The organism is Sphingomonas sp. 7/4-4, from assembly GCF_027941955.1.
Lineage (GTDB): Bacteria > Pseudomonadota > Alphaproteobacteria > Sphingomonadales > Sphingomonadaceae > Sphingomonas.
Genome location: NZ_CP115960.1, coordinates 744,587 through 769,933 on the forward strand (window position 1 = coordinate 744,587; position 25,347 = coordinate 769,933).

Consider the following 25,347-nt stretch of genomic DNA (forward strand, 5'->3'; position numbering starts at 1 on the left):
GCAAGCGGGGCGCATGACAAAGGCTGTGGCCGCGTTATGCTCCGGGGCATGAACCCGGCCGCGCTCCGCTTGCTCTTCCTTGCCGCATTGGTGGCGGGCGGGAGCTTCTATGCCACGCACTGGATCAGCGTGCCCTTCGTGGCGGAGACGGCGTGGAAGGGGGCCGGGGTCGGGCTGCTCGCGCTCTGGGCGGCGGCGCAGGCTCGCGGCACCGACGGGTGGCTGATCGCGGCGGCGTTGGCGCTGGGAGCGACCGGCGATGTGCTGCTCGAGACGCATGGGCTGACGATCGGCGCGATCGCCTTCCTGGCCGGGCATGTCGTCGCCGCGACCCTGTACCTGCGCAACCGGAGCGGGCCGTTGTGGCAGGCCGCCCTGATCGCGGCGGCGGTGGCCGGAGCGGCGTTCCTGCTGCCCGCGGACCGCGCCGCCGCGCCGGGGATCGCGCTCTACGCCGCGGGGCTGGGGGTGATGTTCGGGACCGCGGCGATCAGCCGGTTTCCGCAGGGGAGCGTGGGGCTGGGCGCGGCATTGTTCGTGCTTTCGGACCTCCTCATCTTCGGGCGGATGGGGCCGATGGCGGGATCGGCGCTTCCGGCACTGCTCATCTGGCCGACCTATTTCGCCGGACAGGCGTTGATCGCCTGGGGCGTGGTGCGGAGCTTGCGGGCATGAGGATCTTCACGATCGGCTATGAGGCGACGACGATGGCCGAGTTCATCGCGGCGCTCCACAAGGCCGGGGTCGAGCGGGTGATCGACGTGCGCGCGGTGCCCCTCTCGCGGCGGCCGGGCTTCTCGAAGAACATGCTCGCCGCGAGCCTGAAGGACACGGGGATCGACTATGTCCTCCTCAAGAATCTCGGCACCCCCAAGCCGGGGCGCGACGCGGCCAAGAAAGGCGACGTCGCGACGCTGGAGCGCGTGTACGAAACCCAGCTCGGGCTGCCCGAGGCGCAGGCCGAGGCGGCGCAGATGCGCGCGCTCGCGGCGGAGAAGCCCAGCGCCCTGGTCTGCTTCGAGCGCAACCCCGAACATTGCCACCGCACCCTGCTGCTCGCGGCCGAGGGCGAGGGCGCCGAAATCGTCGACCTGTTTCCCTGAAAGGCCCGTTTCCCTGAAAGGAGTGACCGCCATGATCGACCATATCGGTTTCGCCGTCTCCGACCTCGCCCGCTCCGACACCTTCTACACCGCCGCGCTCGCGCCGCTCGGCATCGCCGAGATCCTGCGCGTCACGCCCGAACAGACCGAGGCGGGCGGCACCGCGATCGGCTATGGCAAGCAGGGCAACCCGTTCTTCTGGATCGGCGACAATGAGCAAGTGGGGCAGGGCACGCATGTCGCCTTCAGCGCCGACAGCCGCGCGCAGGTCGACGCGTTCCACGCCGCGGCGCTGGCGGCGGGCGGCACCGATCACGGCGCCCCGGGCATCCGCGCGCATTACCACCCCGATTATTACGCCGCATTCGTGTTCGACCCCGACGGGACCAATATCGAGGCAGTGTGCCACCGGCCCGAATGAGGCAAAAAGCGGGGCGGCCGGAGCCGCCCCGTAGTTCGGGGAGAGCCGGCGCGGAAGGAGGGGACCTGGCGCCGGCCCGAGCGGCATTGGACGCCGTGCGTTACAGAGATATGTCGCTTTGTTGCAGCGCCCCCGCGCGCGGCACGAATGTTGGATTTGCGCGGCTTGGCTTCGCACTTTGCCCGCGGTTTGGGACATTTCGTTGCGTGGCCGAGCAATTTCATGACTCGCTCGCCTCCGGCGATTGCCGGTCGAGCCACGCCTTTGCTTCGGCGGCGGTGCGTTCGGCCAGCGTGCGCGGCGGACGGTCGGCCGGGCCATGAGGATCGAGCAGGCCGTGGACGCGCGGCCCGTAGACGCGGCGCTCTTCGCGTTCACGGCGCAGGCGGGCGAGCCGGTCTTCGTAGGATTCGACCGGCGCCGCATCCGGCCAGCGCGGGGGCCGAGCCGCAGCCGCGCTTCGATCTGCTCGAGGAAACGGGCCGAGCGTTCGGCGGTGCGGATCTCGTGATCGTACGACCGGTGCTCGGTGCTGCGCCGGTACGCGCCGAGCGCGGCGATCATCAGGCGGATATTGAACTTCTGCTGCCAGCCGATGATCTGGCCGCGGCGCACCACCGGCACGCGCTCGCCATCGAACGCGATCGGCGACGCGGCGTGGAGCTGGAGCGTGAGCCCCTGATCGAGCGCGAGGTCCCACGCCGCGGCGAAGCTGTAGACATAGCCGGGGCCCAGAGCCGCGGCCTGCGCGGGCGTCATCGGCGCGTCGGCGAGATTATGGGTATGCAGCTTGACGCGGGTGCGGAGCTGATAGGCCGAGCGCGTCGACATGCCGACCGACGCCGCCGCCGCCCGCACGACCCCGGTGCGCGCGAGCGCCGCGATGAAAGCGACTTGGCGCTGCGGGGTCCAGCCGCCGGGCTGGACGCGCGCGGGGACGTGGGGAGTGAAGAGGAGGAGGGTGTCGAGCTGTTCCTGCTTGCGCATCGGGGGTGACTCCGTTAGCGAACAAAGAGGGAACATAGTGTGTCGTGAGGGTGTAGGAAAGTCCTAAGCAGCCATCAGCAATTCGATTCGTTCGACCTCGCGTGCAAAGTCGAAACAGAGTTGGTCCCGCTCATCGTCGGGCAGCCATTGCGCCATCTGAGGGAAGACGACCTTGTGATAGAGGTGTGTCCGCTCGTCCCACGGCGCTTCATCGGTCGCCGACCGCGCGGCATCCAGGATCTCAATCAGTTCGGCGCGGACTTCGGCGGGGTCGGGAGCATAGGATACCGGAGCAACTGTTTCCCCGAGATCCAATCCGAACTGTTTGGGACCGGATTCAAAGAGATCGTCCATCGGTCACAATCCGCTAGTTGCTGGGGCGCTCGCCCTGATGCAAGGTGACACTAACGGGGGGATCAGTGACGCAAGCCGACCGGATCAAGAAAGCTGTGGGCGAATTCGGCGCCGCAGCCAAGGCGAAGCTCAACCAAGGCGGTCAGCCTGAGGACCAGCTGCGTAACCCCATCGAGCAACTGTTCGCAGCACTTGCCTCGGAATGCGGGTTTGCGGACGGTGCCGTGACGCTGATCGGCGAGACTTCTCTATCCGACCTTCGTACCCGACCCGACTTCGCGGTCCAGCGCAACAAGGCGCTCATCGGATTCGTCGAAGTGAAGGCACCGGGCAAGGGGGCCGATCCACGCAAGTTCAAGGACAAGCACGACAAAGAGCAATGGGATAAGCTCAAGGCACTGCCTAACCTGATCTACACCGACGGCAACGCCTTCACGCTGTGGAAGGATGGGAAGCTGGTCGGCGAGATCGCCCGGCTGGATGGTGACATCGAGACTTCCGGCGCGGCGTTGGCTGCGCCACAATCGTTGCTCCCACTGATCCACGCGTTCCTGACTTGGGATCCGGTCGCGCCGCGCAATGCAAGGGAACTTGCGACCGTCGCCGCGCGCCTCTGCCGATATTTGCGCGATGAAGTGATCGAGCAGCTTGGCGTGAAGAATGCGAGGCTCGCCGAGCTCGAGGAGGACTGGAAGGCGCTGCTGTTTCCCGATGCAGACGACGAGAGATTTGCCGATGGCTATGCGCAGGCGGTTACCTTCGGCCTGCTGATGGCCAAGTCCCGGAATCTGAGGCTGGCGGATGGTCTCGACAAAGTAGCGAAGGAACTCGGCACCACCAACACGCTGATCGGCACGGCGCTGCGGCTGCTCACTGAAAAGATCTCTCGCTCGGGCCCTCGCTCGACACGATGGTGCGCGTGCTCGACGTAGTGAGCTGGGACAAGGTTTCGAAGGGCGATCCCGAGGCGTGGCTCTATTTCTACGAGGACTTCCTGACCGTTTACGATCCGGCGCTGCGGCGCCAGACCGGCTCCTATTACACCCCGCCGCAGGTGGTGCAGACGATGGTGCGACTGTGCGACGAGGCGTTGAAATCGTCGCAACGCTTTGGCGTGACGCAGGGGCTGGCGAGCGGCCAAGTGCATATCGCCGATCCGGCGACCGGATCGGGCACCTTCCTGCTGGCTGTCCTGCGCGCGATCGCGGCTAATGTGGAGGCCGACGAAGGCGCTGGCGCCGTAGCGGGCGCGATCACCGAAGCAGCGAAGCGCATCTATGGGTTCGAACTGCAGTTCGGTGCTTTCGCTGTCGCACAGCTCCGGCTGCTAGCGGAGATGATCGAACTGGAGGCGGACGGCAGCCCCGGCCTGTTTGTCACCGATACGCTGAGCGATCCCTATGCCGATATCGAGGCTGGCCAAGGCATTTATCGAGAGATTTCGAAATCGCGCGAACATGCGAATCGTATCAAGCGTGAGCAGCCAATCACCGTGGTGATCGGCAATCCGCCCTACAAGGAAAAGGCCAAAGGCAAAGGCAGCTGGATCGAGAACGGCAGCAACCGAGTGGCACCACTAAAGGATTGGGCGCCGCCGGTTGAATGGGGCGTCGGCGCACACGCCAAGCATCTGCGTAACCTATACATTTATTTCTGGCGCTGGGCGGCGTGGAAGGTTTTTGAACAGGGTGCGGGTGGCCAGGATCGTAACCCGCCGGTCGAAGAGAAGCTGTCGGGAATTGTATGTTACATCACCGTCGCAGGCTTCCTGAACGGGCCAGGATTCCAGAAGATGCGTGCTGATCTGCGCCGCGATTGCGATGAGATCTGGATTATCGACTGCTCGCCTGAGGGGCATCAGCCCGAAGTTGCGACGCGGGTTTTCCAAGGCGTGCAGCATCCAGTGTGCATTGTTCTCGCATCGCGTTCACCGGCCAATGACCCTGGCAAACCCGCCCGGGTGCGTTTTCGCGCACTCGCAAAAGGGAGGCGCGAAGCCAAGTTTGAGGAACTTGGCAAGATCACGCTTGATGCCAAAGGCTGGAACGACTGCTCTGCTGACTGGCGCGCACCGTTCCTGCCAGCCTCGGCAGGAGGCTGGTCAAACTATCTTCCGCTCGACGTTGCACTAGGGGACTTTGGTTCGGGCGTGATGCCTGGTCGAACATGGGCTGTCTCGCCGGATCCCGCTACGCTGGAGCGCCGCTGGGACACGTTGGTAAAAGAGGCGAATGCCGACAACAAGGAAGCCCTATTTCATCCTCAATTGCGCAAAGGTGTGGTTTCAGCGCGCCACATTCGAAAGTTCGTCAAAGAACATTTGGGATCCTATCCGACAAGGGTCACTTCAATCATCAATGACCAAGCCTCGCTTGTTCCACCGATTAGATATGGGTTTCGTTCTTTTGATCGGCAGTGGCTTCCCGCCGATTCAAGGCTGCTGAACGATCCTCGCCCGAGGCTTTGGGAAATTTATGGGGACAAGCAGATATTCGCGACCGCGTTGATGGCAAGCAGTCCAAAATCAGGGCCTGCGATTTCTATCACTGCCCTGATTCCTGACCAAGATCATTACAAGGGCTCGTTCGGAGGCCGAGTTTTCGCTCTCTGGAAAGATGCCGCCGCAACCCAGCCGAACATCTCGGCCAAACTCCTCACCGAGCTAGCCAAGACCTACGGTGCGGCGGTCGATCCGGTCGACGTCTTCGCCTATGTCGCGGCACTGCTCGCGCATCCTGCCTATACGGAACGCTTTCGCGAGGACCTGATCCAGCCCGGACTGCGCGTGCCGCTTACCGCCAACGCCAAACTGTTCGCCGAGGCGGCTTCCCTCGGGCGTGAAGTGATCTGGCTGCACAGCTTCGGCGAGCGCTTCACCGAAGGCCATCCGGCAGGACCGCCGCGCGTCGCCATCAACCCGCCGACAAATTCGAAGGAAGGCCGCATTTCCTCAACGTCGGAGGGTTTCCCCGATGCCATCGACTATGACGCGAGCAAGCGCCGGTTGCTGGTTGGCAGCGGATTTATCGAGAATGTCGCGCCCGCGGTCTGGGCCTATGAGGTCTCGGGCAAGCAGGTGCTGCGCCAGTGGTTCAGCTATCGCAAGAAGAACCGCGAACGCCCCCAGATCGGCGACAAGCGCAAGCCTTCGAAGCTGGGCGAGATCCAGCCGGACCATTGGCTGCCCGAATATACCAGCGAACTGATTAATGTCCTCAATGTGCTGACACTGCTCGTGGAGTTGGAGCCGAAGCAAGCCGATCTGCTCAAACGCGTGTGCGAAGGGCCACTGATTCCGGCGGCGAAGGTGACCTAAGCCGCCTTCCGCCGCTCAGCCATCTCGGCATTCAGCATCTCCGCCAGCAAGAACGCCAGCTCCAGCGACTGCCCCGCGTTGAGCCGCGGGTCGCAGTGCGTGTGGTGGCGGTCGGCCAGCGACTGCTCCGTCACGTCGATCGCGCCGCCGGTGCATTCGGTGACGTTCTGGCCGGTCATCTCGGCGTGGATGCCGCCGGCGAAGGTGCCCCCGGCGCAGTGACGGCGAAGAAGCCGCGGGCTTCGGCTCCTCGCGCGAGCGCGCCGCTCCGGCGTCGCGTGCGCCGTTTGCCCGAAGTCGGGCGCGCGGCTATGGGGGAGGGAACGCCCCCGATATCAGGAAGATACGTGACCGCCACCCAGCCGACCCCGCACGAATGGCATGCCGATCACCTGCGGCTTGCGGTGACCGCGGCGGGACTGGCGCTCTGGGCGTGGCAGGTGGACACCGATCAATTCACGATGGACGCGCGGGGCTTCGAGCTGTGGGGGTTGCCTTGGCGCCCGTCAGTGACTTTCGAGGAATTGTCGGCGAACATCCATCCCGCGGACCGCGACCGGGTGCGCGCGGCGTTCGCGGCGACGCGCGCGATGCTGGGCTTCTACGAGACCGACTTCCGCATCCTGGTGGGGCCGGAGATCCGCTGGATCTCGGCGCGCGGGCAGGGCGAGGACGTGGGGATCGTCGGGCGGACGATGTTCGGCATCTTCCTCGACGTCACCGGGCGCAAGCAGGCCGAGGAAGGCCATGAGCTGCTCGCCGGAGAGATGAGCCACCGCGTCAAGAACCTGCTGGCGATCGCATCGGGACTGACTGCGATCACTTCGCGATCGGCAGTTAGCGCGGAGGACATGGCGCGCGACCTGACCGCGCGGCTGACCGCTTTGGGCCGGGCGCACGACCTGGTCCGGCCGCTGCCGCACGACCAGGGCTCCGCCGCGCTGCTGGGCGACCTGATCTCGGTGCTGCTCGCCCCGTATGACGATTCAAGTGCGTTCAGCGGGCGGATCCGAGTGGCGGTCGAGCGGATGGGGGTGGGCCAGCGTGCGGCGACGGGGCTGGCTCTGGTCATCCACGAGCTGGCGACCAACTCGGTCAAATATGGGGCGCTGTCGGAGGCTGCGGGGACGCTCGACGTGACGACCGCGACCGAAGGCGACACGATCACGCTGACCTGGGTCGAGCGCGGCGGCCCCGAGGTCGACGCGCCGGCGGCGCCCGCCGGGTTCGGCAGCAATCTGGTCAAGCGCACCGTTGCCGCGCAATTGGGCGGAACGATCGACTATGACTGGTCCGAGGAGGGCGTGATCGTGACGCTGCAGATGAACCGCGTGCGGCTGGCCCTCTAGCTCGAACGGCGGCTAGGCGGCCGCCTTCCGTCGCTCCGCCATCTCCGCATTCAGCATCTCCGCCAGCAGGAACGCAAGTTCCAGCGACTGCCCCGCGTTCAGCCGCGGGTCGCAGTGCGTGTGGTAGCGGTCGGCCAGCGATTGCTCGGTGACGTCGATCGCGCCGCCGGTGCATTCGGTGACGTTCTGGCCGGTCATCTCGGCGTGGATGCCGCCGGCGAAGGTGCCCTCGGCGCGGTGGACGGCGAAGAAGCCGCGGACTTCGGCGAGGATGCGCTCGAAGGGGCGGGTCTTGTAGCCGTTGGCGGCCTTGACGACGTTGCCGTGCATCGGGTCGCAGCTCCACACCACCGGATGCCCTCGCGCTTGACCGCGCGGACGAGCGCGGGGAGGCCCTTCTCGATCTTGTCGTGGCCATAGCGGGTGATCAGGGTCATGCGGCCGGGGACGCGCGCGGGGTTGAGCGTGTCGAGCAGGCGCAGCAGCGCGTCGGGCTCGAGGCTGGGGCCGCACTTCATCCCGATCGGATTGCCGATGCCGCGCAGGAACTCGACATGCGCGCTGCCCTCGAAGCGGGTGCGGTCGCCGATCCACAGGAAGTGCGCGCTGGTATCGTACCAGTCGCCGGTGAGGCTGTCCTGCCGGGTGAGCGCCTGCTCATAGGGGAGGAGCAGCGCCTCGTGGCTGGTGTAGAACTGGGTGCCCTTCAATTGGGGGACGGTGTCGGGGTTGATGCCGCACGCCTCCATGAAATCGAGCGACTCGCCGATGCGATCGGCCACGTCGGCGAACTTCTTCGACCAGGGGCTGCGGCCCATGAAGTCGAGCGTCCATTTGTGGACCTGGTGGAGATTGGCATAGCCGCCGGTGGCGAAGGCGCGCAGCAGGTTGAGCGTCGCGGCGGACTGGCTGTAGCCCTGCACCATGCGCTGCGGATCGGGGATGCGGCTCTCCGGGGTGAAGGCGATGTCGTTGACGTTGTCGCCGCGGTACGACGGGAGCTCGATGCCGTTGATGGTCTCGGTATCGGCGCTGCGCGGCTTGGCGAACTGGCCGGCCATGCGGCCGAGCTTCACCGTGGGGAGCTTCGACGCGAAGGTGAGGACGACCGCCATCTGGAGGATGACGCGGAACGTGTCGCGGATGTTGTTGGGGTGGAACTCGGCGAAGCTCTCGGCACAGTCGCCGCCCTGGAGCAGGAAGGCCTCGCCGCGCGAGACGCGGGCGAGCTCGGTGGTGAGCTCGCGCGCCTCGCCGGCGAAGACCAGCGGGGGATAGTTGGCGAGCGTGGTGGTGGCGGCGTTCAGCGCGGTCTGATCGGGGTAATTGGGGAGCTGCCGGGCTTCGGCCTGGCGCCAGCTGTCGGGGGTCCAGCCCATGTCTTGCTCCAGATTGCGGACATGGACGTACCAGTCCTGGTGATGGGCGATGCCGTTGGCGGCGATCTGGTTGAGCACGGCGGCGGAGGCGCGCTTGCCGTCTTCCTCCCAGCCTTGCACGGTCGAGCCGGGCGTGTCGAACCAGGCGCCGAAAGCGGCGCGGGAAAGGGCGCGTTCCTCGCGGAAGCGGCGGATCTTGGAACCTGCGAGTGTCGTCATGATGCGGGCGCCTTACCCCGGCGGGGTAAATGGGCGCAAGGGGTAAAATTACCCTGAGCGGGTAAATGTTCGGGGCGCTTGTGTGGAGGGCTGCAGAGGCATAGCCTGTGCGGGCTGTCGGGAGTCGCAGGCCCGGCATGCGGCGCGGCCATGCGCCGGAACGGACATAGCGCGGCCACCGGACGACAGCCACAGGCGCGGACGGACAGCGACGCGCAACGGGAGAGGCAGGAAGCTCCAGACGGGAGAGTTTCGTGCCCTTTGTTCGCGTGCGGGTTTTCATGATCAGGGGTGCCGCGTGAGTTTGCTCGCGTGGGCCGAGGCGTTGGCCGCGATGCTGGCGGCGGGGCTCGCCGCGGGCTTTGCGGGCGGGCTGTTCGGGATCGGCGGCGGTTTCGTGGTGGTGCCGGCGCTGTTCGCGGTGCTGCCGCTGCTGGGCGGCGCGCCCGAGGAGCTGGCGCATGTCGCGATCGGGACCTCGCTGGCGACGATCGTCGCGACCTCGATCCGATCGGTGCACGCGCATGCCAGGCGCGGGGCAGTGGATTTCGAGATATTGAAGAGCTGGGCGCCGTGGATCGTCGCGGGCGTGGGGGCAGGAGTGCTGCTCGCCGCGCGGGTGCCGGGGCCGGGGCTCGCGATCATCTTCGGCACGGGGGTGCTGGTGATGGCGCTGCACTTCCTGTTTCCCTTGCTCGGCGGGCGGCAGCTGGCCACCGAGATGCCCGGCGGCGCGGCGCGCGCGGGGATCGCGGGCGGGCTGGGCGCCTTTTCGTCGCTGCTCGGGATCGGCGGCGGGACGATCGCGATCATCGTGATGACCCTGTGCGGCAAATCGATCCACCGCGCGATCGCGACGGCTTCGGGCGTGGGGGCGATCATCGCCGTGCCCGGCGTGATCGGCTTCGTCGCGATCGGGACGGGCGCGCACGGGCTGCCTTATGGCTCGCTGGGCTATGTCAACCTGCCCGCGGCGGCGGTGGTGACCGCGGCGACCCTGCTCACGGCGCCCTGGGGCGTCGCGGCGGCGCATGCGCTGAGCCCGGTGATGCTGCGGCGGAGCTTCGGAATCTATCTGGTGGCGATCGGGATCTTGATGATCCGCAACGGCCTTTACGGCTGAACAGGGAGACGGGCGATGGTGACGGTATCGAGACGGGGACTGATCGCGGCGGGCGCGGCTACGGCGGCGTGTGCTGCATTTCCGAGGGCAGCGTGGAGCGCAAGCGCGGCGGCGAGCGAAGTACCGCTGTTCGGGCCGGCGAAGGGCGTGGCTTTGCTGTCGCGCAACGAGAACCCCTATGGCCCGGCGCCCAGCGCGATCCGGGCGATCGCCGAATGGTCGGCCAAGGGGTGCTATTATGCCGACGAAGGCGCGCGGCGGCTGACCGCGATGATCGCCGAGCGCTTCGGCGTGACGCCGGACCATGTCGCGATCGGCAGCGGATCGACCGAGATATTGAGCGCCGCAGGCCTCGCCTTCGCCAGCAAGGGCGCGATCCTGTGCCCCGAATTGTTCTGGGACACGACGGCGCTCTATGCCGAGGCCAAGGGGCGAAGCTCCAGCGCGTGGCGCTCAAGCCCGACATGGACGTGGACCTCGACGCGATGGCCGCGGCGGTGGGGCCGGACACCGGGATGGTGCACATCTGCAACCCCAACAACCCGACCGGCCGCGTGCTCGACGGCGACAAGATGCGCGCCTTCGTCCGCGCGGCGAGCCCGAAGGCGACGGTGCTGGTCGACGAGGCCTATATCGAGCTGACCGACCGGCCCGAGTACAATTCGGTCGCTGCTCTGGTGAAGGAAGGGCACGACCTGGTCGTGTGCCGCACCTTCTCCAAGATCTACGGCATGGCGGGGCTGCGTGTGGGCTATGCGATCGGCCAGCCCGAGACGATCCGGAAGATCAGGGGGTACGAGATGAGCTTCGGCGGGAACACCGCGGGGCTGGCGGCGGCGATCGCGGCCTATGACGACAGCGTGTTCACCACCTGGTCGAAGAGCCGCATCCTCGAGGCGCGCGCGATCATGCTCGCCGCGATCGAGAAAGCGGGGCTCGAGGCACTGCCGAGCCAGACCAATTTCCTGTTCGTGAAGGTGCCCGACGCGAACAAGATGAAGGATGCGATGGCGGCGAAGGGCATCCAGATCCGCGGCGCTTATGGCAAATGGAGCCAATATTCGCGCGTCTCGACCGGCAGGATCGAGGACGTGACGCGCTATGCCGCGGCCTTGCCCGAGGCGGTGCGCGCTTGAGGCTGGGACCCGTCCGTGCTCCCGCGGCGTTGATGCCGCGGGGCACGGAGACCGGCAATGGACGATCTGGCGACGGAAGCTTTCGATTTCGACGAGGAACTGGCAGCCGAGGAGGAGCAGGAGCGCGAGGCGTTCGGCGAATCCGATTATGTGGCCGATCCGCGCGCGCTGTTCGGATCGGAGGCGGCGCGGGCGATGCTGGTGGTGCTGACCCGGCGGTTGGGCCCGGATTTCGCGCGCGAAGTGAGCGACGAGATGGCGTCACGGACCTTCTCGTACCAGGCAGGCTGCCCCGACGACCGCAGCGACGGCAAGGCAATGGAGTATCTGCTCCGCGACGCGTTCTGGGACAAATTGTTCGCGATGGCGAAGCCGGGCAAATAGTCGTCATCCCGGCGGAGGCCGGGATCCAGAGCCACAAACGACGCGGCAGAGAAACCCTGGGCCCCGGCCTGCGCCGGGGTGACGATCAGGACTAATACCCCGCCGCCAGATCGACTTCGTTCTTGAGCGGACGGCCTTCGAGGAAGGCGTGGAGATTCTCGACGAAGAGATTGGCGGCGCGGACGAACATGCGGGTCTGGCTACGGCCCGAGAGGTGCATCGAGAGGATGATGTTGGGCGTGCTCCACAAGGGATGCTCGGGAGGAAGCGGCTCGGGCGTCACGGTATCGAGAAAGGCGCCGGCGATGCGGCGTTTGGTCACCGCCTCGATCAGGGCGTCCTGATCGATCAGCTCGCCGCGGCCGACATTGATGATCCAGGCCGAGGGCTTCATTGCCTTGAGTTCGGCTTCGCCGATCATCGCGCGGCTCGCCTCGGTCGCGGGGGCAGCGAGGAAGATCCAGTCGAACTCGCCCAGGCGATCGCGCCACGCGTCGGGGAGGATCGTACCGGGAGCGCCGGTGCGGGTGACGCCGGTCACGGCTACGCCAAATCCGGCGAGGCGCTCCCCGATCAGGCGGCCGATCGTGCCGTAGCCGATGACGAGCGCATTGGTTTCGAACAATTCGAGCTTGCCGGGGGCGTCGAACGGCCATTCACGGGTATCGGCGATGCGGACGACCTGATCGTAGCGCTTGGCGGCGACGAGCGCGCCCATCACGGCATATTCGGCGACGGTGTGCGCATTGACGCCGCTGCCGTTGGTGACTCGGGTGCCGCGGGCGAGGAGCTGCGCCTTGTCGAGCCGATCGAGCCCGGCATAGATCGTCGACAGCCATTTGAGCCTGACGCCGGCGGCCACCGCGCGCGCCCATTCGGGCGGCTTGTTGATGTCGACCCAGCCGATATCGGCGTCGGCGACCATCTCCGCGGCTTCGTCGGCCGAAGCGAACCAGTGCACGTCCAGCCCCGCCGGAAGCTGCGGCTCGATCAGCGGCCGGGCAAGCGCGGGCAGGACGATCTTCATCAGGCGAAGCGGCGGGCGTAGCGGTGTTCGAACTCGGCGTCGGACATGACGAGGTATCGCACGGTGTCGATGAACGACCACAAGGTCGTGACCAGCAGGCCGATGATCGTGGCCGAAATCACGATCATCAGCACCGCGGTGCCGTTGCGGCCGAGATAGAAGCGGTGGATGCCGAGCACCCCGAGGAAGAAAGCGAGCAAAGCGGCGACATATTTGTTGCGATCGTTGGAGGGCGGGCGGACCACGCCGACCGAAGCGACGTCCGAATCGGGCAGGCGGAAGATGCGCAGCGCGCGCGTCCCCTCGATCGCGAAATCGATCCGCGCGCCCACGGCCGGGCCCTTGGCGTCGCTCCAGTCGTCCGGCCGGAACGTGTAGCGATGACCGTCCTCGCCTGAAATCTGGCCCTCGCCGCTGGTGCGATCGACGCCGAGTACTTGTCCCCGCATTTTACTACCCCGTGTTGATGTGCCGCTTTTGGCGAAAGCGGGGGTGGGAACGCAAGGGGCGTCGTCTGGACCTGCCTCAATTTCGTCACCCCGGCCTCGTGCCGGGGTCCACCGGGAGGCAATGGAAGCGCTAGAGGCTCCAGATTCAACCGTTGCCGCTCAGGGGACCCCGACACAGGGCCGGGGTGACAGGTTATGTGTCAGCGACCCCGCGTCTCTAGAGCGCCGGCTTCCAGTCCCAGCCCAGGGGATCGCCGTCCATCACTTCGACGCCGGCGGCGGCGAGTTCGTCGCGGATGGTGTCGGAGCGCTGGAAATCCTTCACGACGCGCGCTTGCTGGCGCTCGACGAGACGGTCGCTGATCTGCTCGGGGGTGAGGGTCGCATTCGCCGGGCGGACGCGCAGCTCCTCGCGGGTGAGGGCGAGCAGGTTTAGGCCGAGCACTGCGTCGAATTCGGCAAGCGCGGCGAGGCGATCGGCCGGCGACAGTTTCTTCTCGGCAAGCAACTCATCGAGGATGGGGAGTGCCCTGGGCGTGTTGAGATCGTCCGAGACCGCCTGATCGAGGCGCTCCAGCCATTCTTGCGGCGCGATGCCTTCGCCCTCGGCCTTCGCCTTGAGCGCGGTCACCGTCATCACCAATCGCTTGAGGCGGGTCAGCGCGGCGGCGAGATTCTCGGCCGAGAATTCCAGCTCCGAGCGATAATGTGCCTGGAGGCAGAGCAGGCGATAGGCGAGGGGTGCACCCCCGCATCGATCAGCGACTGGAGCGTCGTGAAGCCGCCCTTCGATTTCGACATCTTGGCGCCGCGATCGACCAGGAAATTGTTGTGCATCCAGAAATGCGCGCCGGTATCCGAGCAGTCGCAAAAGGCCTGGTTCTGGGCGATCTCGTTGGGGTGGTGGATCTCGCGGTGATCGATCCCGCCGGTGTGGATGTCGAACGGCGCGCCGAGATATTTCAGGCTCATCACCGAGCATTCGAGGTGCCAGCCGGGCGCACCCTTGCCCCAGGGGCTGTCCCATTCCATCTGGCGCTGCTCGCCGGGGGCGACTTGCGCCAGATCGCGAAATCCTGCGGGTGGCGCTTGCCCTCGACCGCTTCGATCCGGCCTTCGCGCGTATCGTCCTGCGATCCGGCGAGCTTGCCGTAATCGGGGACGGTGGTGCTGTCGAAATAGAGGCCGGTGTCGAGCTCGTAGCAGTGATCCGGCGCGATCTTCTTCGCGAAGTCGATCATCTCGTCGATATGATCGGTCGCGACCGACCAGCGGCTGGGCTGGCGGATGTTGAGATCGGCGATGTTCTGCTTGAACGCGGCAGTGTAATGCGCGGCCACGTCCCAGATGCTCTTCGCCTGGGCGCGCGCGGCGGCCTCCATCTTGTCGTCGCCGGCATCGGCATCCGAGGTCAGATGACCGACATCGGTGATGTTGATGACGTGGGTGAGGGGTATCCCTTCCAGGTCAGCACCCGGCTCAGCGTGTCGGTGAACACGTACGCGCGCAGGTTTCCGAGATGCGCGTAATTATAGACCGTGGGTCCGCACGAATAGACGCGGACGCCCTTTTCGGAGTCGAGCGGCGCGAAGGGCTCGAGGCTGCGGGTGAGGGAGTTGTAGAGCGTGAGCTGGGCACCGGACATGGCGAGGGGCCATAGCGGCTCTCGTTTCTCCCGTCATCCCGGCGAAAGCGGGAGCGACGATGTCGAACAGGCTATCACTTCTCCCTCTCTCCGCTTGCGGGGAGAGGGCAAGGGAGGGGCCTATCGAGGGCACACCGCACTTGCCCCTCTCCTCGACCCTCTCCCCTGAAGGGGAGAGGGAGAATTGGGTCAGACAGTCTCTTCCTGGCCGATCGCGGCGCGGACCATTGCGTTCCAGACTTGCGCGGGATCGCCGCCCGCGGCGCGGCCGGCTTCTACCATTTCGGGAGTGGGCTCACGCAGGGTGCGGAGCACCGCGGTCGCGCGGGGGATTTCCTGTTCCCACACTGCGTCGACAGCGCCGCCGGCGCTGACATCCCCGCCGTCGCCGTTGATGCTGAGCGCCTCGGCGGCGATCACGCGGGCGATCTCGCTCGACGGGCGAGGTCACGGAAAGATCGGTCATTCGGGCTGCTCCTGTCGCGGGTCTCGCGACGTGCAACGCATGCCCGGAGACCGCGTTCCTGTTCAGGCGGCGAGCGAAGCGGCCGTGTTCTGACGCCTGACGCCGTTGCCCGATGCGCCGCCGGCGATCAGCGGCAAAGCGGTGCCGCAAAATGCGCATTCGGCGGTGAGTCGACCGATCATCCAGTGCGATCGGCCGCAGCCGGGGCAATGGTTGGTCTCCTGTGGCCGATACGCGATGCGATAGCCGGTATGTGCCTGGCGGATGCCGAAATCATACATTCGTCGTCTCCCGGTAACCGCTGCGAAAACGAGCAGGATTCGCGGCTTGTTCCGCAGCCGGGTCGAACCGGGGGCGACGAGGCGTGCTTTTTCGCCGTCGAGTTACGCAAAAGCCACAGTGGATGAACGGCGGCTAACGGACGTGTTCAGGCTCGTTGCACGTCCGGCATGGCAGAAGAGTCGGCATGTGGAGGCAATCAAGGCCCCCGAAGGAGGATGAAATGATCAAGTCCCTGTTCACTGCCGCGCTCGCCGCGACCGTCACCCTCGGCGGCATGGCTGCAACTCCCGCCGCCGCGCAGGATTATGGCCGCGGTTATTATGAGCGCGAGTATCGCGACGACGGCTATCGTGGCGACCGCGGTTATCGCGGCGACCGTGGCTATCGTGAGGATCGTGGCTATCGCCGTGACTATCGCGGCTATCGCAACCGCAATTATCGTCGCTGCTCGAGCGGCACCACCGGCACGATCCTCGGCGCAGTCGCCGGCGGCCTGCTGGGCGGCGAGATCGGCCGCGGCAGCTCGTATCGCGGCCGGAGCACCACCGGCACGATCATCGGCGCAGGCGCGGGCGCATTGCTCGGCCGCGAAGTGGACGGCGGCGATTGCCGCGGCCGTCGCCGCTGATCGGCGCATAGGCTGAAACACGAAGGGCGTCCGCTGCGAAGCGGGCGCCCTTTCGCGTATCTGTCTGGAAGCGCTGGAGGCCCGACCGGGAATCGAACCCGGGTGCAAGGATTTGCAGTCCTCTGCGTCACCACTCCGCCATCGGGCCTCGAAAGCGAGGGCGCGAAATGCGCGAGGGGTGTGGCGCTGTCAACATAGTTTCAAAATGATCCGGCCCTCGCTTGGCGGCGACGCTGCAGCGCGATAGAAGCGCAACAACGTCAACAAGTGTATTGCGCAACTAATACGGTTGTGCGACAAAGCCGGAGTGATGATGACCCTTCAGGTCGATCCCGCGCCCGTCGAAGCGAGCCGCTTCGAAGCGATGCGCCATGCGATGGTTGCGAGCCAGCTCAGGACCAGCGCAGTCAATGACTCGCGCGTGGTCGAGGCGATGGCCCGCAGCCCACGCGAAAACTATCTGCCGCCCGAACATCGCGGGCTCGCCTATCGCGACACGCTGCTGCCGCTTGCGGGCGGGCGGCGCCACAATTCGCCGCTCGTCATCGGCCGGCTGCTGACCGAGGCGCAGGTGCGCGCCGACGATCATGTCCTGCTGGTCGGTGCCGCCGGGGGCTATGCCGCGGCACTGCTCGCGCTGCTCGCCGGATCGGTGGTCGCGCTCGAGGAAGAGGATCTCGCTGGTCGCAATCGCGCGCGGGGCGCTTGCCGGCGAGGACAAGGTCGAAGTCGTGCAAGGCCCACTGAACGCTGGCTGGCCGGCGGGCGCGCCCTACGACCTGCTGATCGTCGACGGCGCGGTGGAGCAGCTTCCCGACGCGCTGATCGCGCAGGTCAAGCCGGGCGGGCGCGTGCTCACCGGCGTGATCGACCGCGGCGTGACTCGCCTCGCTTCGGGCCGTCGCACCGAAGGGGCTTCGGCCTGATCGACTTTCAAGATATCGAATGTGCCGAATTGCCTGGTTTCCGACGCCTACGGACCTTCACTTTCTGAAGAAGAAGAGATTGATGCGACTTACCTCTTTGCTCCTGGGCGTGAGCCTGACGGCGCTCGCCATGCCTGCCGCCGCGCAGACCACGACGACGCGCAGCGGCACTTCGACTCCGGTACGCGTGCAGATTGCACCGCCGGGCGCGACTCCGGCGCTGGCCCAGACCGGACAGCCGACAACCACGCTGCGCGATGCCCTGGTGCAGGCGTACAACACCAATCCGGATCTCGCCGGCGAACGCGCCAATCAGCGCGCGAACGACGAGAATGTTCCGATCGCGAAGTCGCAGGGACGTCCGGGCGTGAGCTCGACGGGATCGATCAGCGACAGCCTGTACGACACCGATGCGACGTTCCAGCCGACTCGGCGCGGGGCGCTGGGGCTCGATCTGTCGGTTCCGATATTCAGCGGCGGCGCGGTGCGCAATTCGGTCAAGGCGGCCGAGACTCGCGTCGAGGCGGGGCAGGCCAATCTGCGCGGCGCCGAGGCGGATGTCTTCACGCTGACGGTGACGGCCTATGTCGACGTGCTGCGCGATGAGGCGATCGTGCGGCTCAACCAGCAGAACACGCGCGTGCTCGAGGTCAATCTGCAGGCGACGCGCGACCGGTTCGAGGTCGGCGACCTGACGCGCACCGATGTCGCCCAGTCCGAGGCGCGGCTGGCGCTGGCGCAGAGCCAGTTGCGGACCGCCGAAGCGCGACTGATCGGCAGCCGCGAGACCTATATCCGGGTCGTCGGCACACCGCCCGGCGCACTCGCCCAACCGCCGGCTCTGCCCAACTTCCCCGATGACGTGGGTACCGCCGAGCAGACCGCGCTCGCCAACAATCCGTATCTCGAGGCCGCCAAGCTGGCGCGCGATGCGACTCGCTATGACGTCAGCGTCGCCAAGGCCAGCCGGCTGCCGCAGGTGAGCGTCGGCGTCGGCGGCGATTATTACAATTATCTCGGCTCGGTCGGGCGCCAGGCGGCGGCTACGGGACTGCAGAGCGACGGCTTCGCGACGACTTTGGGCGCGCAGGTGACGCTGCCGATCTTCCAGGGCGGGCGCCCCGCGGCGCAGGTCCGCCAGGCACAGGCGCGGCAGGGCGCGGCGATCGAGCAGGTCACGCTCACCGAGCGCGGCGTGATCGCGCAGGCCCGCTCGGCCTATGCGGCCTATGACAGTTCGCTCAGGGTGATCGAGATCGTCGCGCGTCGCGGTCGAGGCCAACAAGCTGAGCCTCGAGGGCGTCCGCGCCGAGAACAGCGTCGGCACGCGCACGATTCTCGACATCCTCAACGCCGAGCAGGAACTGCTCAACAGCCAGGTGAACTACGTCACTGCCGAGCGTGACGCCTATGTCGCGGGCTTCACCCTGCTTGCGGCGATGGGGCGTGCGGAAGCCAAGGATCTCGGGCTCGAGGGTGGGCCGCTCTACGATCCGGCCGCCAATTACAAGCGCGTCCGCGGCCGCTGGAACGACTGGGCGGACGACAAGACGCCGACCGGCACTAGCACCTCGACCAGCGGCACTCCGGCGCAGGGCGCGACGGTGACCAGCACCCCGCTGGATCCTTTGTTGCAGCGATCAGTTGACACCACGCCTGGAAATCCCTGATTTAACCACAGTCAGCGACAGGAGACGTGCCGGCTATGGGGAAATCAGTACCGAGCCGTCGATGGAGGAGATCCTCTCCTCCATCAAACGCATCATCGCCGAGGAAGGCGATGCGGCGGTGGCTTCGCGTACCCGCCGCGGCCGTGCTTCCACTGCGCCGAGCGCACGCCCGGCGCCCGCGGAGGATGAGGATCCGGAGGGCGAGGCTGTGCTCGAGCTGCACGATCAGGTCGAGGAAGAGCCCGCCGACAAAACCGGCGCTGCGCCCGTGCAGCCGGCGCGTACCGAGCCGATCCTGTCCGAGCGCGCGGTCGAAGCGACGCGCGGACCGCTCGAAGCGCTCTCGCGGATGGTGGTGAAGCCCGAGGCGGCGGGCTCCGACACGCTCGAGGGGCTGGTGCGCGAATTGCTCAAGCCGATGCTGCGCGACTGGCTCGACGCCAATCTCCCGCAGATCGTCGAGGCGATGGTCGCGCGCGAGATCACGCGGATTACGGGACGGAACTAGAGCCGGTTTCGCCGGGGTGATGTTTCGAGGGCGATTGTAACGCTCGCAACCATCTGCTTATCTCCGCTCCATGAAGCATCTCCTGCTCGCGAGCGCTCTGCTCGCTTCCGCCGCCGCGCCTGCCCTGGCGCGAGACCTCACCATCCAGGACGTCGCGACGCTCTCGCGGGTGGGGGCGCCTGCCGTCTCGCCCGACGGCAAGTGGCTCGTCTGGCAGCAGCGTGAGACCGATCTGGCGGCCAATCGCGGACGCTACGACCTGTGGCGGCTCGATTTGAGCAAGAAGGGGGCGATTCCGGAGAAAATCGCCGGCGAGGCGGACGTCAACGAAACCAACCCGCAGATCGTCGGAGACATGCTTTATTTCGCCTCCGACAAAGGCGGCGATGACGCAGTGTGGGCAATGCCGCTCGCCGACGGGGCTGCACGCAAGCTCACGGGGTTCTCAGGCGGGTTGGGTGGGTTCAAGGTGTCGCCGGCGGCCGACAAGTTGCTGATATGGGGAGACCGCAAGCCGGGCGCGCCGAGCCTCGAGCCGGCGATGGTCAAGAAGGATGCCAATGCCGGATCGGGCCGGGTCTATGACCAACTCTTCGTGCGTCATTGGGACAGCTGGGCCAACGGCGACCGCTCGCAGCTGTTCGTGCTTCCACTCGGCCGCGACGGCGCGACCGGCAGCGGTGTGGCGATTGGCGGCAAGCTGATCGGCGACACGCCCTCCAAGCCGTTCGGCGGCAGCGAGGAGGTGAGCTGGTCGGCGGACGGCAAGACCGTCTATTTCGCGCTGCGCGAGGCGGGGCGGATCGAGTCGACCTCGACCAATCTCGACATCTTCGCGGCGCCGGCCGACGGCTCCGCGGCGCCGGTGAACCTCACTGCCGACAATGACGGGATGGACAACCTCCCGATCGCGTCGCCCGACGGCAAATGGCTGGCATATTTCGCGATGAAGCGGCCGACCTACGAAGCCGATCGCCAGGTGCTGATGCTCCGCAACCTCGCCACCGGCGAAGTGCGCGCGCTGACCGAGGCGTGGGACCGCTCGGTCGCCTCGATCGCGTGGGCGCCCGACGGCAAGACGATCTACGTCACGGCGCAGGACACGCAGGAAGAGCCGATCTTCAGCGTCGACCCGACCAGCGGCAAGGTAACGCGGTTGACGCAGGAAGGCGCGGTTTCCGCGGTGGTGCCGACGAAGAACGGATTGGTGTTCAGCAGGAACAGCCTGACCGCGCCGGACGATTTCTACCGGCTGACCGGCAAGAAGACCGAGCGGCTCACGTCGGTCAATGCCGCGAAGCTCGCGGGGGTGGACTTGCCCAAGGTCGAGCGGTTCAGCTTCCCGGGCGCAAACAACGATACGGTGTGGGGCTATGCGGTGCGCCCGGCCTCGCTCGCCGAGGGAAAGAAGGCACCGATCGCGTTCATCGTCCATGGCGGGCCGCAGGGGTCGAGCAACAACAGCTGGTCGTATCGCTGGAACCCCGCGGTATTCGCCGGCGCGGGCTATGCCGTGGTCTCGGTCGATTTCCATGGCTCCACCGGCTACGGCCAGGCCTTCAGCGACGCGATCCGCAACAATTGGGGCGGCTGGCCGCTCGAGGACCTGCAAAGGGGCTCGCGGCGGCGACCGGCAAGTTCGCGTATCTGGACGCCGACAATGCCTGCGCGCTCGGCGCATCCTATGGCGGCTACATGATGAACTGGATCGAAGGGCAGTGGCCCGATCGGTTCAAGTGCATCGTCCAGCATGACGGCGTGTTCGACGCGCGCGCCATGGCCTATGAGACCGAAGAGCTCTGGTTCGACGAATGGGAGCATGGCGGGAAAGCCTATTCCGAGGACCCCGAGGCGTTCGAGAAATGGAACCCGGTCAACCACGTCACCAAATGGAAGACTCCGCAGCTGGTGATCACCAGCGAGAAGGACTTCCGCATCCCCTATACCCAGGGGCTGGCGGCGTTCACCGCGCTCCAGCGGCGCGAGATCCCGTCGAAGCTGCTCGTCTTCCCCGACGAGAACCATTGGGTGCTCAAGCCGAAGAACTCGATGCAATGGTATGGCGAAGTGCTCGGCTGGCTGGGGAAATATACCGGCAAGAAGGAGTGAGGCTTTCGCAAGCGCACGCGCGGGCCTATATCGATCGCTGGAGATGACGATGGCAACGCAGTTGAAGACCGTCCGCCCGAGCGACCTGCCGACGAAGCGCGTGCGCGCGCCCGACGGCACGGTCGTGCAACTGAAGGTGGTACAGTCGGACAGCGAGACGCTGGGCGAGGACCTGCTCGCCGCCTTCCGATCGAACGTGCGCCGCATCAAGGCCGATCAGCGGAAGCGGCGTGGCGATCAGGACGCCTCGTAGGCCGGACCGGCCGATCTTCTGGATCGTTGCCGGTCCGAACGGATGCGGCAAGAGCACTTTCTACAATCGCACCGATATCGAGGGTTGGGGCGGATCGGTCTGGATCATCAATCCGGACCTGCTGACGGCGAAGATCGTCGAAGGCGAGAGGACGGATATCGAGGCCGCGAACCTCGCCGCCGTGCAGCGAGATCGAGAAATGGCTGGAAACCTCGATCCAAGCCTATCAGACGATCGGCGTCGAAACGGTGCTGTCGTCCGGCAAGTATCGGCGCCTCGTCGAATTGGCGCACCGGCACGGGTTCGAAGTGCGCATGATCTACATCCTGCTCGGCTCGCTCAAGCTGCAGATGGAGCGGATCGCCCAGCGTGTTCGTGAGGGCGGGCATGATGTTCCCGCTGACAAGGTCGAGGCGCGCCGTACGCGCTCGTTCGAGCAACTTCGGTGGTTCGCGCAGCACGTCGACCGGTGTTGGGTGTTCGACAACTCGACCGGCGAACCCGAATTGGTGGCCGTAAAGGGAGCGCCCGGGCCGTTGCTGCAATTTCGGGCGTTGCCGTTCGACCTGGAAATGCTGCTGCTCCAATCGGACGTTGATCTGCAGCGCGCCTGACGATGGGTTTGCCAATTGGTCGCAGGGCTCGCTAAAGCGCCGCCATGAGCGAGCTCCCCAAGACCTTCGACCCCGCCGAAATCGAAACCCGCTGGTACCAGCATTGGGAAGAAAAGGGCCTGTTCGCGCCCGAGCGGCCCGACGCCGACCCGTGGACCCTGGTCAATCCGCCGCCCAACGTGACGGGCAGCCTGCATATTGGCCATGCGCTCGACAATACGCTGCAGGACGTGCTCGTCCGCCACGCCCGGCTGAAGGGCAAGGATGCGCGCTGGGTGGTGGGCACCGATCATGCCGGCATCGCGACGCAGATGGTGGTCGAGCGGCAGCTCAACGCGAAGCAGCAGAAGCGCACCGATTTCACGCGCGAGGAGTTCGTCGCGAAGGTCTGGGAGTGGAAGGAAGAGAGCGGCGGCGAGATCACGCAGCAGCTCCGCCGCCTCGGCTGCTCGATGGACTGGGCCAACGAGCGCTTCACGATGGACGAGGGCTTCTCGAAAGCCGTCCTGAAGGTGTTCGTCGAGCTGCACAAGCAGGGGCTGCTCTATCGCGACAAGCGCCTGGTGAACTGGGACCCGATGTTCCGCACCGCGATCAGCGACCTCGAAGTGGAGTCGCGCGAGGTGAAGGGCCATATGTGGCACTTCAAATACCCACTCGCGGGAGGCGAGACCTACACCTATGTCGAGCGTGACGCGGACGGGAACGTTACGCTGGAGGAGACGCGCGACTATATCTCGATCGCGACCACCCGGCCGGAGACCATGCTGGGCGACGGCGCCGTCGCCGTACATCCGGGCGACGCGCGCTACCTGCCGATCGTCGGCAAGCTGTGCGAGATCCCTGTGGGGCCGAAGGAATATCGCCGCCTGATCCCGATCATCACCGACGAATATCCGGACCCGGCGTTCGGATCCGGCGCGGTAAAGATCACCGGCGCGCACGATCAGAACGACTATGGGGTGGCGCAGCGCAACGGCATTCCGATGTACCGGCTGATGGACGAAGCCGCGGCGATGCGTTCCGATGGCGCTTCTTATGCCGAGGCTGCTGCGCGCGCGAAGGAAATCGCTACGGGCACGCCCGCCACCGCCGCCGAGATCGACGCGCTTAATCTGGTGCCTGAAACCTATCGTGGACTCGATCGCTATGAGGCGCGCAAGCGGGTGGTGGCGGACATTGACGCCGACGGGCTGATGATCGCAGTCGAGGACAAGATGATCATGCAGCCGTTTGGCGACCGCAGCGGTGCCGTCATCGAGCCGATGCTGACCGATCAATGGTATGTCGACGCGGCAACACTGGCCAAGCCTGCGATCGAAGCGATGCGTTCGGGCGCGACCAAGATCGTGCCGAAGACGTGGGAGAAGACCTATTTCAACTGGATGGAAAACATCCAGCCATGGTGCGTCTCGCGTCAGCTGTGGTGGGGGCACCGGATCCCGGCGTGGTTTGCCGAGGATGGCAGCATCTATGTCGCCGAGAGCGAGGCCGAGGCACAGGCGCAGGCCGGCGAGGGCGTCAAGCTCGTGCAGGACAGCGACGTCCTCGACACATGGTTCTCCTCGGCGCTGTGGCCCTTTGCGACGATGGGCTGGCCGGACGAGGACGTGAAGGCGCTGGGCCGCTATCCGAACGACGTGCTGATCTCGGGCTTCGACATCCTGTTCTTCTGGGATGCGCGGATGATGATGCAGGGTTTGCACTTCATGAAGGAAGTGCCGTTCAAGACTCTGTATCTCCACGGTTTGGTGCGCGCTGCGGACGGGCAGAAGATGTCCAAGTCCAAGGGCAATGTCGTCAATCCGCTGGGGCTGATCGACCAGTACGGCGCCGACGCGCTGCGCTTCTTCATGGCGGCGATGGAGAGCCAGGGGCGCGACATCAAGATGGATGAGCGCCGAATCGAGGGCTATCGCAACTTCGCGACCAAGCTGTGGAACGCCGCGCGCTTCTGCCAGTCGAACGGGATCGGGGCGAGCACCACGATCGAGCCGCCCGCGGCCGAGCTGGCGGTCAATCGCTGGATCATCGCCGAGACGGTGGCGACCGTGCAGGCGCTCGACCTCGCGCTCGCCGATCTGCGCTTCGACGAGGCGGCGAACACGATCTACCAATTCACCTGGAGCCGCTTCTGCGACTGGTATCTCGAGCTGATCAAGCCGGTGATCCAGGGCGAGGGCGGGGTGCCCGCAACCGGCGCCGGTGCCGACGAAACGCGTTCGGTGGCGGGCTGGGTGCTCGATCAGATCCTCGTCACGCTCCACCCGTTCATGCCCTTCATCACCGAGGAATTGTGGTCGAAGATGGGTGCGCGCGAGCACGAGCTGATCGTCGCGCATTGGCCGATGGCGGATGCGCGGGCGCTCGATCCCGAGGCGGCGAAGGAAATCGACTGGCTCATCCGGCTGGTGAGCGAGATTCGTGCGGCACGGACGGAGCTCAACGTGCCGCCTTCTGTTCGAACAAAACTTCGGGTGGACGAAGCTGATACCGACACTCGCGACAGACTCTTCAGGTATGAAAGTACGCTCGCGCGTTTGGCTCGCGTCGAAGGGATTGTTGAGCGCGTAAGAGTTGAATTGGGTGTCCCGTCTGCGAACACGCCAGATGTAGACATTTCGGTGCTCGGTGGGGGCGCGCAAGTTTTGGTCGACGGGGTCCGATACACGCTGCCGCTCGTCGGATTGATAGATATGGAGGCCGAACGTGCCCGCCTGACCAAGGCGATTGCTGCGGCCGAGAAGGAGCGCGACGGGCTCGCCGGCCGTCTCAACAACCCGAGCTTCGTCGAGCGGGCCAAGCCCGAGGCGGTCGAGAAGGCGCGGGCGGATCATGCCGAAAAAGCGGCCGAAGCCGAGCGACTCTCGGCGGCGCTGGCGCGGCTGGGCTAGGTTTCTCCCCTCCCTGCAAGGGAGGGCAGGGGTGGGTGCGACCGAAGGGAGCCTTTCCACGCCCGCAGCATTGCGCGATGACGGAGGCATCGAGCCTCCGTCATC

23 protein-coding genes, 1 tRNA gene and 6 pseudogenes are annotated in these 25,347 nt (G+C 66.1%); 19 read left to right on the forward strand and 11 right to left on the reverse strand.

The window, feature by feature from the left end; translation table 11 throughout:
• The first annotated feature begins 48 nt into the window (after positions 1–48).
• From PIB19_RS03900 to PIB19_RS03920, 5 genes are all read left to right on the forward strand, one after another.
• A complete protein-coding gene (locus tag PIB19_RS03900; RefSeq protein ID WP_271239749.1) occupies positions 49–675 on the forward strand; it encodes a lysoplasmalogenase family protein in 627 nt (208 codons plus the stop codon).
• Positions 672–1,103 carry a DUF488 domain-containing protein gene (locus PIB19_RS03905; protein WP_271239750.1) on the forward strand — a complete coding sequence of 144 codons (432 nt, stop codon included), beginning with the start codon at positions 672–674 and terminating at the stop codon, positions 1,101–1,103. The genes PIB19_RS03900 and PIB19_RS03905 overlap by 4 nt, the downstream gene beginning before the upstream one ends.
• Positions 1,104–1,134: 31 nt before the next feature.
• Complete coding sequence (locus tag PIB19_RS03910) at positions 1,135–1,524, forward strand: VOC family protein (RefSeq protein WP_271239751.1); 390 nt, start codon at positions 1,135–1,137, stop codon at positions 1,522–1,524.
• Between the two features lie 319 nt (positions 1,525–1,843).
• Positions 1,844–2,035, forward strand: coding sequence for a hypothetical protein (locus PIB19_RS03915; protein ID WP_271239752.1), 192 nt, complete (start codon positions 1,844–1,846; stop codon positions 2,033–2,035).
• Positions 2,032–2,520, forward strand: a complete 489-nt coding sequence (locus PIB19_RS03920; RefSeq protein ID WP_271239753.1) for a hypothetical protein — start codon at positions 2,032–2,034, stop codon at positions 2,518–2,520. Before PIB19_RS03915 ends, PIB19_RS03920 begins: the two co-directional genes overlap by 4 nt.
• A 54-nt stretch (positions 2,521–2,574) precedes the next feature.
• Here PIB19_RS03920 and PIB19_RS03925 read toward each other — a convergent pair whose 3' ends face one another.
• The gene (locus tag PIB19_RS03925) at positions 2,575–2,865 is read right to left on the reverse strand and encodes a hypothetical protein (RefSeq protein WP_271239754.1); all 291 of its coding nucleotides are present in this window, start codon (positions 2,863–2,865) and stop codon (positions 2,575–2,577) included.
• A 65-nt stretch (positions 2,866–2,930) separates the two neighbouring features.
• On the opposite strand from PIB19_RS03925, the gene PIB19_RS03930 reads away from it, so the two are divergent.
• Positions 2,931–3,797 (forward strand): hypothetical protein, encoded by an 867-nt coding sequence (locus tag PIB19_RS03930; protein ID WP_271239755.1) that lies wholly within the window; start codon positions 2,931–2,933, stop codon positions 3,795–3,797.
• The gene (locus PIB19_RS03935) at positions 3,776–6,181 is read left to right on the forward strand and encodes a type ISP restriction/modification enzyme (protein WP_271239756.1); all 2,406 of its coding nucleotides are present in this window, start codon (positions 3,776–3,778) and stop codon (positions 6,179–6,181) included. Before PIB19_RS03930 ends, PIB19_RS03935 begins: the two co-directional genes overlap by 22 nt.
• Here PIB19_RS03935 and PIB19_RS03940 read toward each other — a convergent pair.
• Positions 6,178–6,428: pseudogene (locus PIB19_RS03940) on the reverse strand (3-deoxy-7-phosphoheptulonate synthase); the annotation flags it as partial. The gene PIB19_RS03935 and the pseudogene PIB19_RS03940 overlap by 4 nt on opposite strands.
• A 100-nt stretch (positions 6,429–6,528) precedes the next feature.
• Between PIB19_RS03940 and PIB19_RS03945 the strand changes: the two are divergent.
• Positions 6,529–7,530, forward strand: coding sequence for a sensor histidine kinase (locus PIB19_RS03945; RefSeq protein WP_271239757.1), 1,002 nt, complete (start codon positions 6,529–6,531; stop codon positions 7,528–7,530).
• A 12-nt stretch (positions 7,531–7,542) separates the two neighbouring features.
• Here PIB19_RS03945 and PIB19_RS03950 read toward each other — a convergent pair.
• Positions 7,543–8,909 (reverse strand): annotated as a pseudogene (locus PIB19_RS03950) (class II 3-deoxy-7-phosphoheptulonate synthase).
• 553 nt (positions 8,910–9,462) lie between these two features.
• Here PIB19_RS03950 and PIB19_RS03955 point away from each other — a divergent pair.
• The 3 genes from PIB19_RS03955 (at position 9,463) to PIB19_RS03965 (ending at position 11,771) form a co-directional block, all read left to right on the forward strand.
• Entirely contained in the window at positions 9,463–10,251 is a 789-nt protein-coding gene (locus PIB19_RS03955; RefSeq protein WP_271240906.1) for a sulfite exporter TauE/SafE family protein, read from the forward strand.
• A gap of 464 nt (positions 10,252–10,715) precedes the next feature.
• Positions 10,716–11,387 (forward strand): pyridoxal phosphate-dependent aminotransferase, encoded by a 672-nt coding sequence (locus PIB19_RS03960; RefSeq protein WP_271239758.1) that lies wholly within the window; start codon positions 10,716–10,718, stop codon positions 11,385–11,387.
• 57 nt (positions 11,388–11,444) lie between these two features.
• The gene (locus PIB19_RS03965; protein WP_271239759.1) at positions 11,445–11,771 is read left to right on the forward strand and encodes a hypothetical protein; all 327 of its coding nucleotides are present in this window, start codon (positions 11,445–11,447) and stop codon (positions 11,769–11,771) included.
• A gap of 91 nt (positions 11,772–11,862) precedes the next feature.
• Here the strand turns inward: PIB19_RS03965 and PIB19_RS03970 are convergent, their stop codons facing one another.
• From PIB19_RS03970 to PIB19_RS03990, 7 genes and pseudogenes are all read right to left on the reverse strand, one after another.
• On the reverse strand, positions 11,863–12,798 hold the full coding sequence (locus PIB19_RS03970; protein ID WP_271239760.1) for an NAD(P)-dependent oxidoreductase: 936 nt from the start codon (positions 12,796–12,798) through the stop codon (positions 11,863–11,865).
• Positions 12,798–13,247 (reverse strand): TM2 domain-containing protein, encoded by a 450-nt coding sequence (locus PIB19_RS03975; protein ID WP_271239761.1) that lies wholly within the window; start codon positions 13,245–13,247, stop codon positions 12,798–12,800. The genes PIB19_RS03970 and PIB19_RS03975 overlap by 1 nt, the downstream gene beginning before the upstream one ends.
• Positions 13,248–13,464: 217 nt before the next feature.
• Positions 13,465–13,884 (reverse strand): hypothetical protein, encoded by a 420-nt coding sequence (locus tag PIB19_RS23455; protein ID WP_443018695.1) that lies wholly within the window; start codon positions 13,882–13,884, stop codon positions 13,465–13,467.
• 20 nt (positions 13,885–13,904) lie between these two features.
• Positions 13,905–14,713, reverse strand: a pseudogene (locus PIB19_RS23460) (hypothetical protein).
• Positions 14,659–14,892, reverse strand: a complete 234-nt coding sequence (locus PIB19_RS23465) for a hypothetical protein (RefSeq protein WP_443018696.1) — start codon at positions 14,890–14,892, stop codon at positions 14,659–14,661. Before PIB19_RS23465 ends, PIB19_RS23460 begins: the two are co-directional and overlap by 55 nt.
• Before the next feature lie 189 nt (positions 14,893–15,081).
• Complete coding sequence (locus tag PIB19_RS03985; protein ID WP_271239762.1) at positions 15,082–15,312, reverse strand: hypothetical protein; 231 nt, start codon at positions 15,310–15,312, stop codon at positions 15,082–15,084.
• A gap of 108 nt (positions 15,313–15,420) precedes the next feature.
• Complete coding sequence (locus PIB19_RS03990) at positions 15,421–15,639, reverse strand: hypothetical protein (RefSeq protein WP_271239763.1); 219 nt, start codon at positions 15,637–15,639, stop codon at positions 15,421–15,423.
• 221 nt (positions 15,640–15,860) lie between these two features.
• On the opposite strand from PIB19_RS03990, the gene PIB19_RS03995 reads away from it, so the two are divergent.
• On the forward strand, positions 15,861–16,268 hold the full coding sequence (locus PIB19_RS03995) for a glycine zipper 2TM domain-containing protein (RefSeq protein WP_271239764.1): 408 nt from the start codon (positions 15,861–15,863) through the stop codon (positions 16,266–16,268).
• Positions 16,269–16,342: 74 nt separating this feature from the next.
• Here the strand turns inward: PIB19_RS03995 and PIB19_RS04000 are convergent.
• Positions 16,343–16,416: transfer RNA gene (locus PIB19_RS04000), tRNA-Cys, on the reverse strand.
• Positions 16,417–16,578: 162 nt separating this feature from the next.
• Here PIB19_RS04000 and PIB19_RS23470 point away from each other — a divergent pair.
• From PIB19_RS23470 to PIB19_RS04035, 7 genes and pseudogenes are all read left to right on the forward strand, one after another.
• Positions 16,579–17,262, forward strand: a pseudogene (locus PIB19_RS23470) (protein-L-isoaspartate O-methyltransferase family protein).
• A 14-nt stretch (positions 17,263–17,276) separates the two neighbouring features.
• A pseudogene (locus tag PIB19_RS04010) lies at positions 17,277–18,864 on the forward strand (TolC family outer membrane protein).
• Between the two features lie 61 nt (positions 18,865–18,925).
• The gene (locus PIB19_RS04015) at positions 18,926–19,372 is read left to right on the forward strand and encodes a DUF2497 domain-containing protein (RefSeq protein WP_271239765.1); all 447 of its coding nucleotides are present in this window, start codon (positions 18,926–18,928) and stop codon (positions 19,370–19,372) included.
• Between the two features lie 70 nt (positions 19,373–19,442).
• Positions 19,443–21,481: pseudogene (locus PIB19_RS04020) on the forward strand (prolyl oligopeptidase family serine peptidase).
• 49 nt (positions 21,482–21,530) lie between these two features.
• Positions 21,531–21,734, forward strand: a complete 204-nt coding sequence (locus PIB19_RS04025) for a hypothetical protein (protein WP_271239766.1) — start codon at positions 21,531–21,533, stop codon at positions 21,732–21,734.
• A 248-nt stretch (positions 21,735–21,982) separates the two neighbouring features.
• A complete protein-coding gene (locus PIB19_RS04030; protein WP_271239767.1) occupies positions 21,983–22,348 on the forward strand; it encodes a hypothetical protein in 366 nt (121 codons plus the stop codon).
• Positions 22,349–22,392: 44 nt separating this feature from the next.
• Positions 22,393–25,242 carry a valine--tRNA ligase gene (locus PIB19_RS04035; RefSeq protein WP_271239768.1) on the forward strand — a complete coding sequence of 950 codons (2,850 nt, stop codon included), beginning with the start codon at positions 22,393–22,395 and terminating at the stop codon, positions 25,240–25,242.
• The last annotated feature ends 105 nt before the right edge of the window (positions 25,243–25,347 follow it).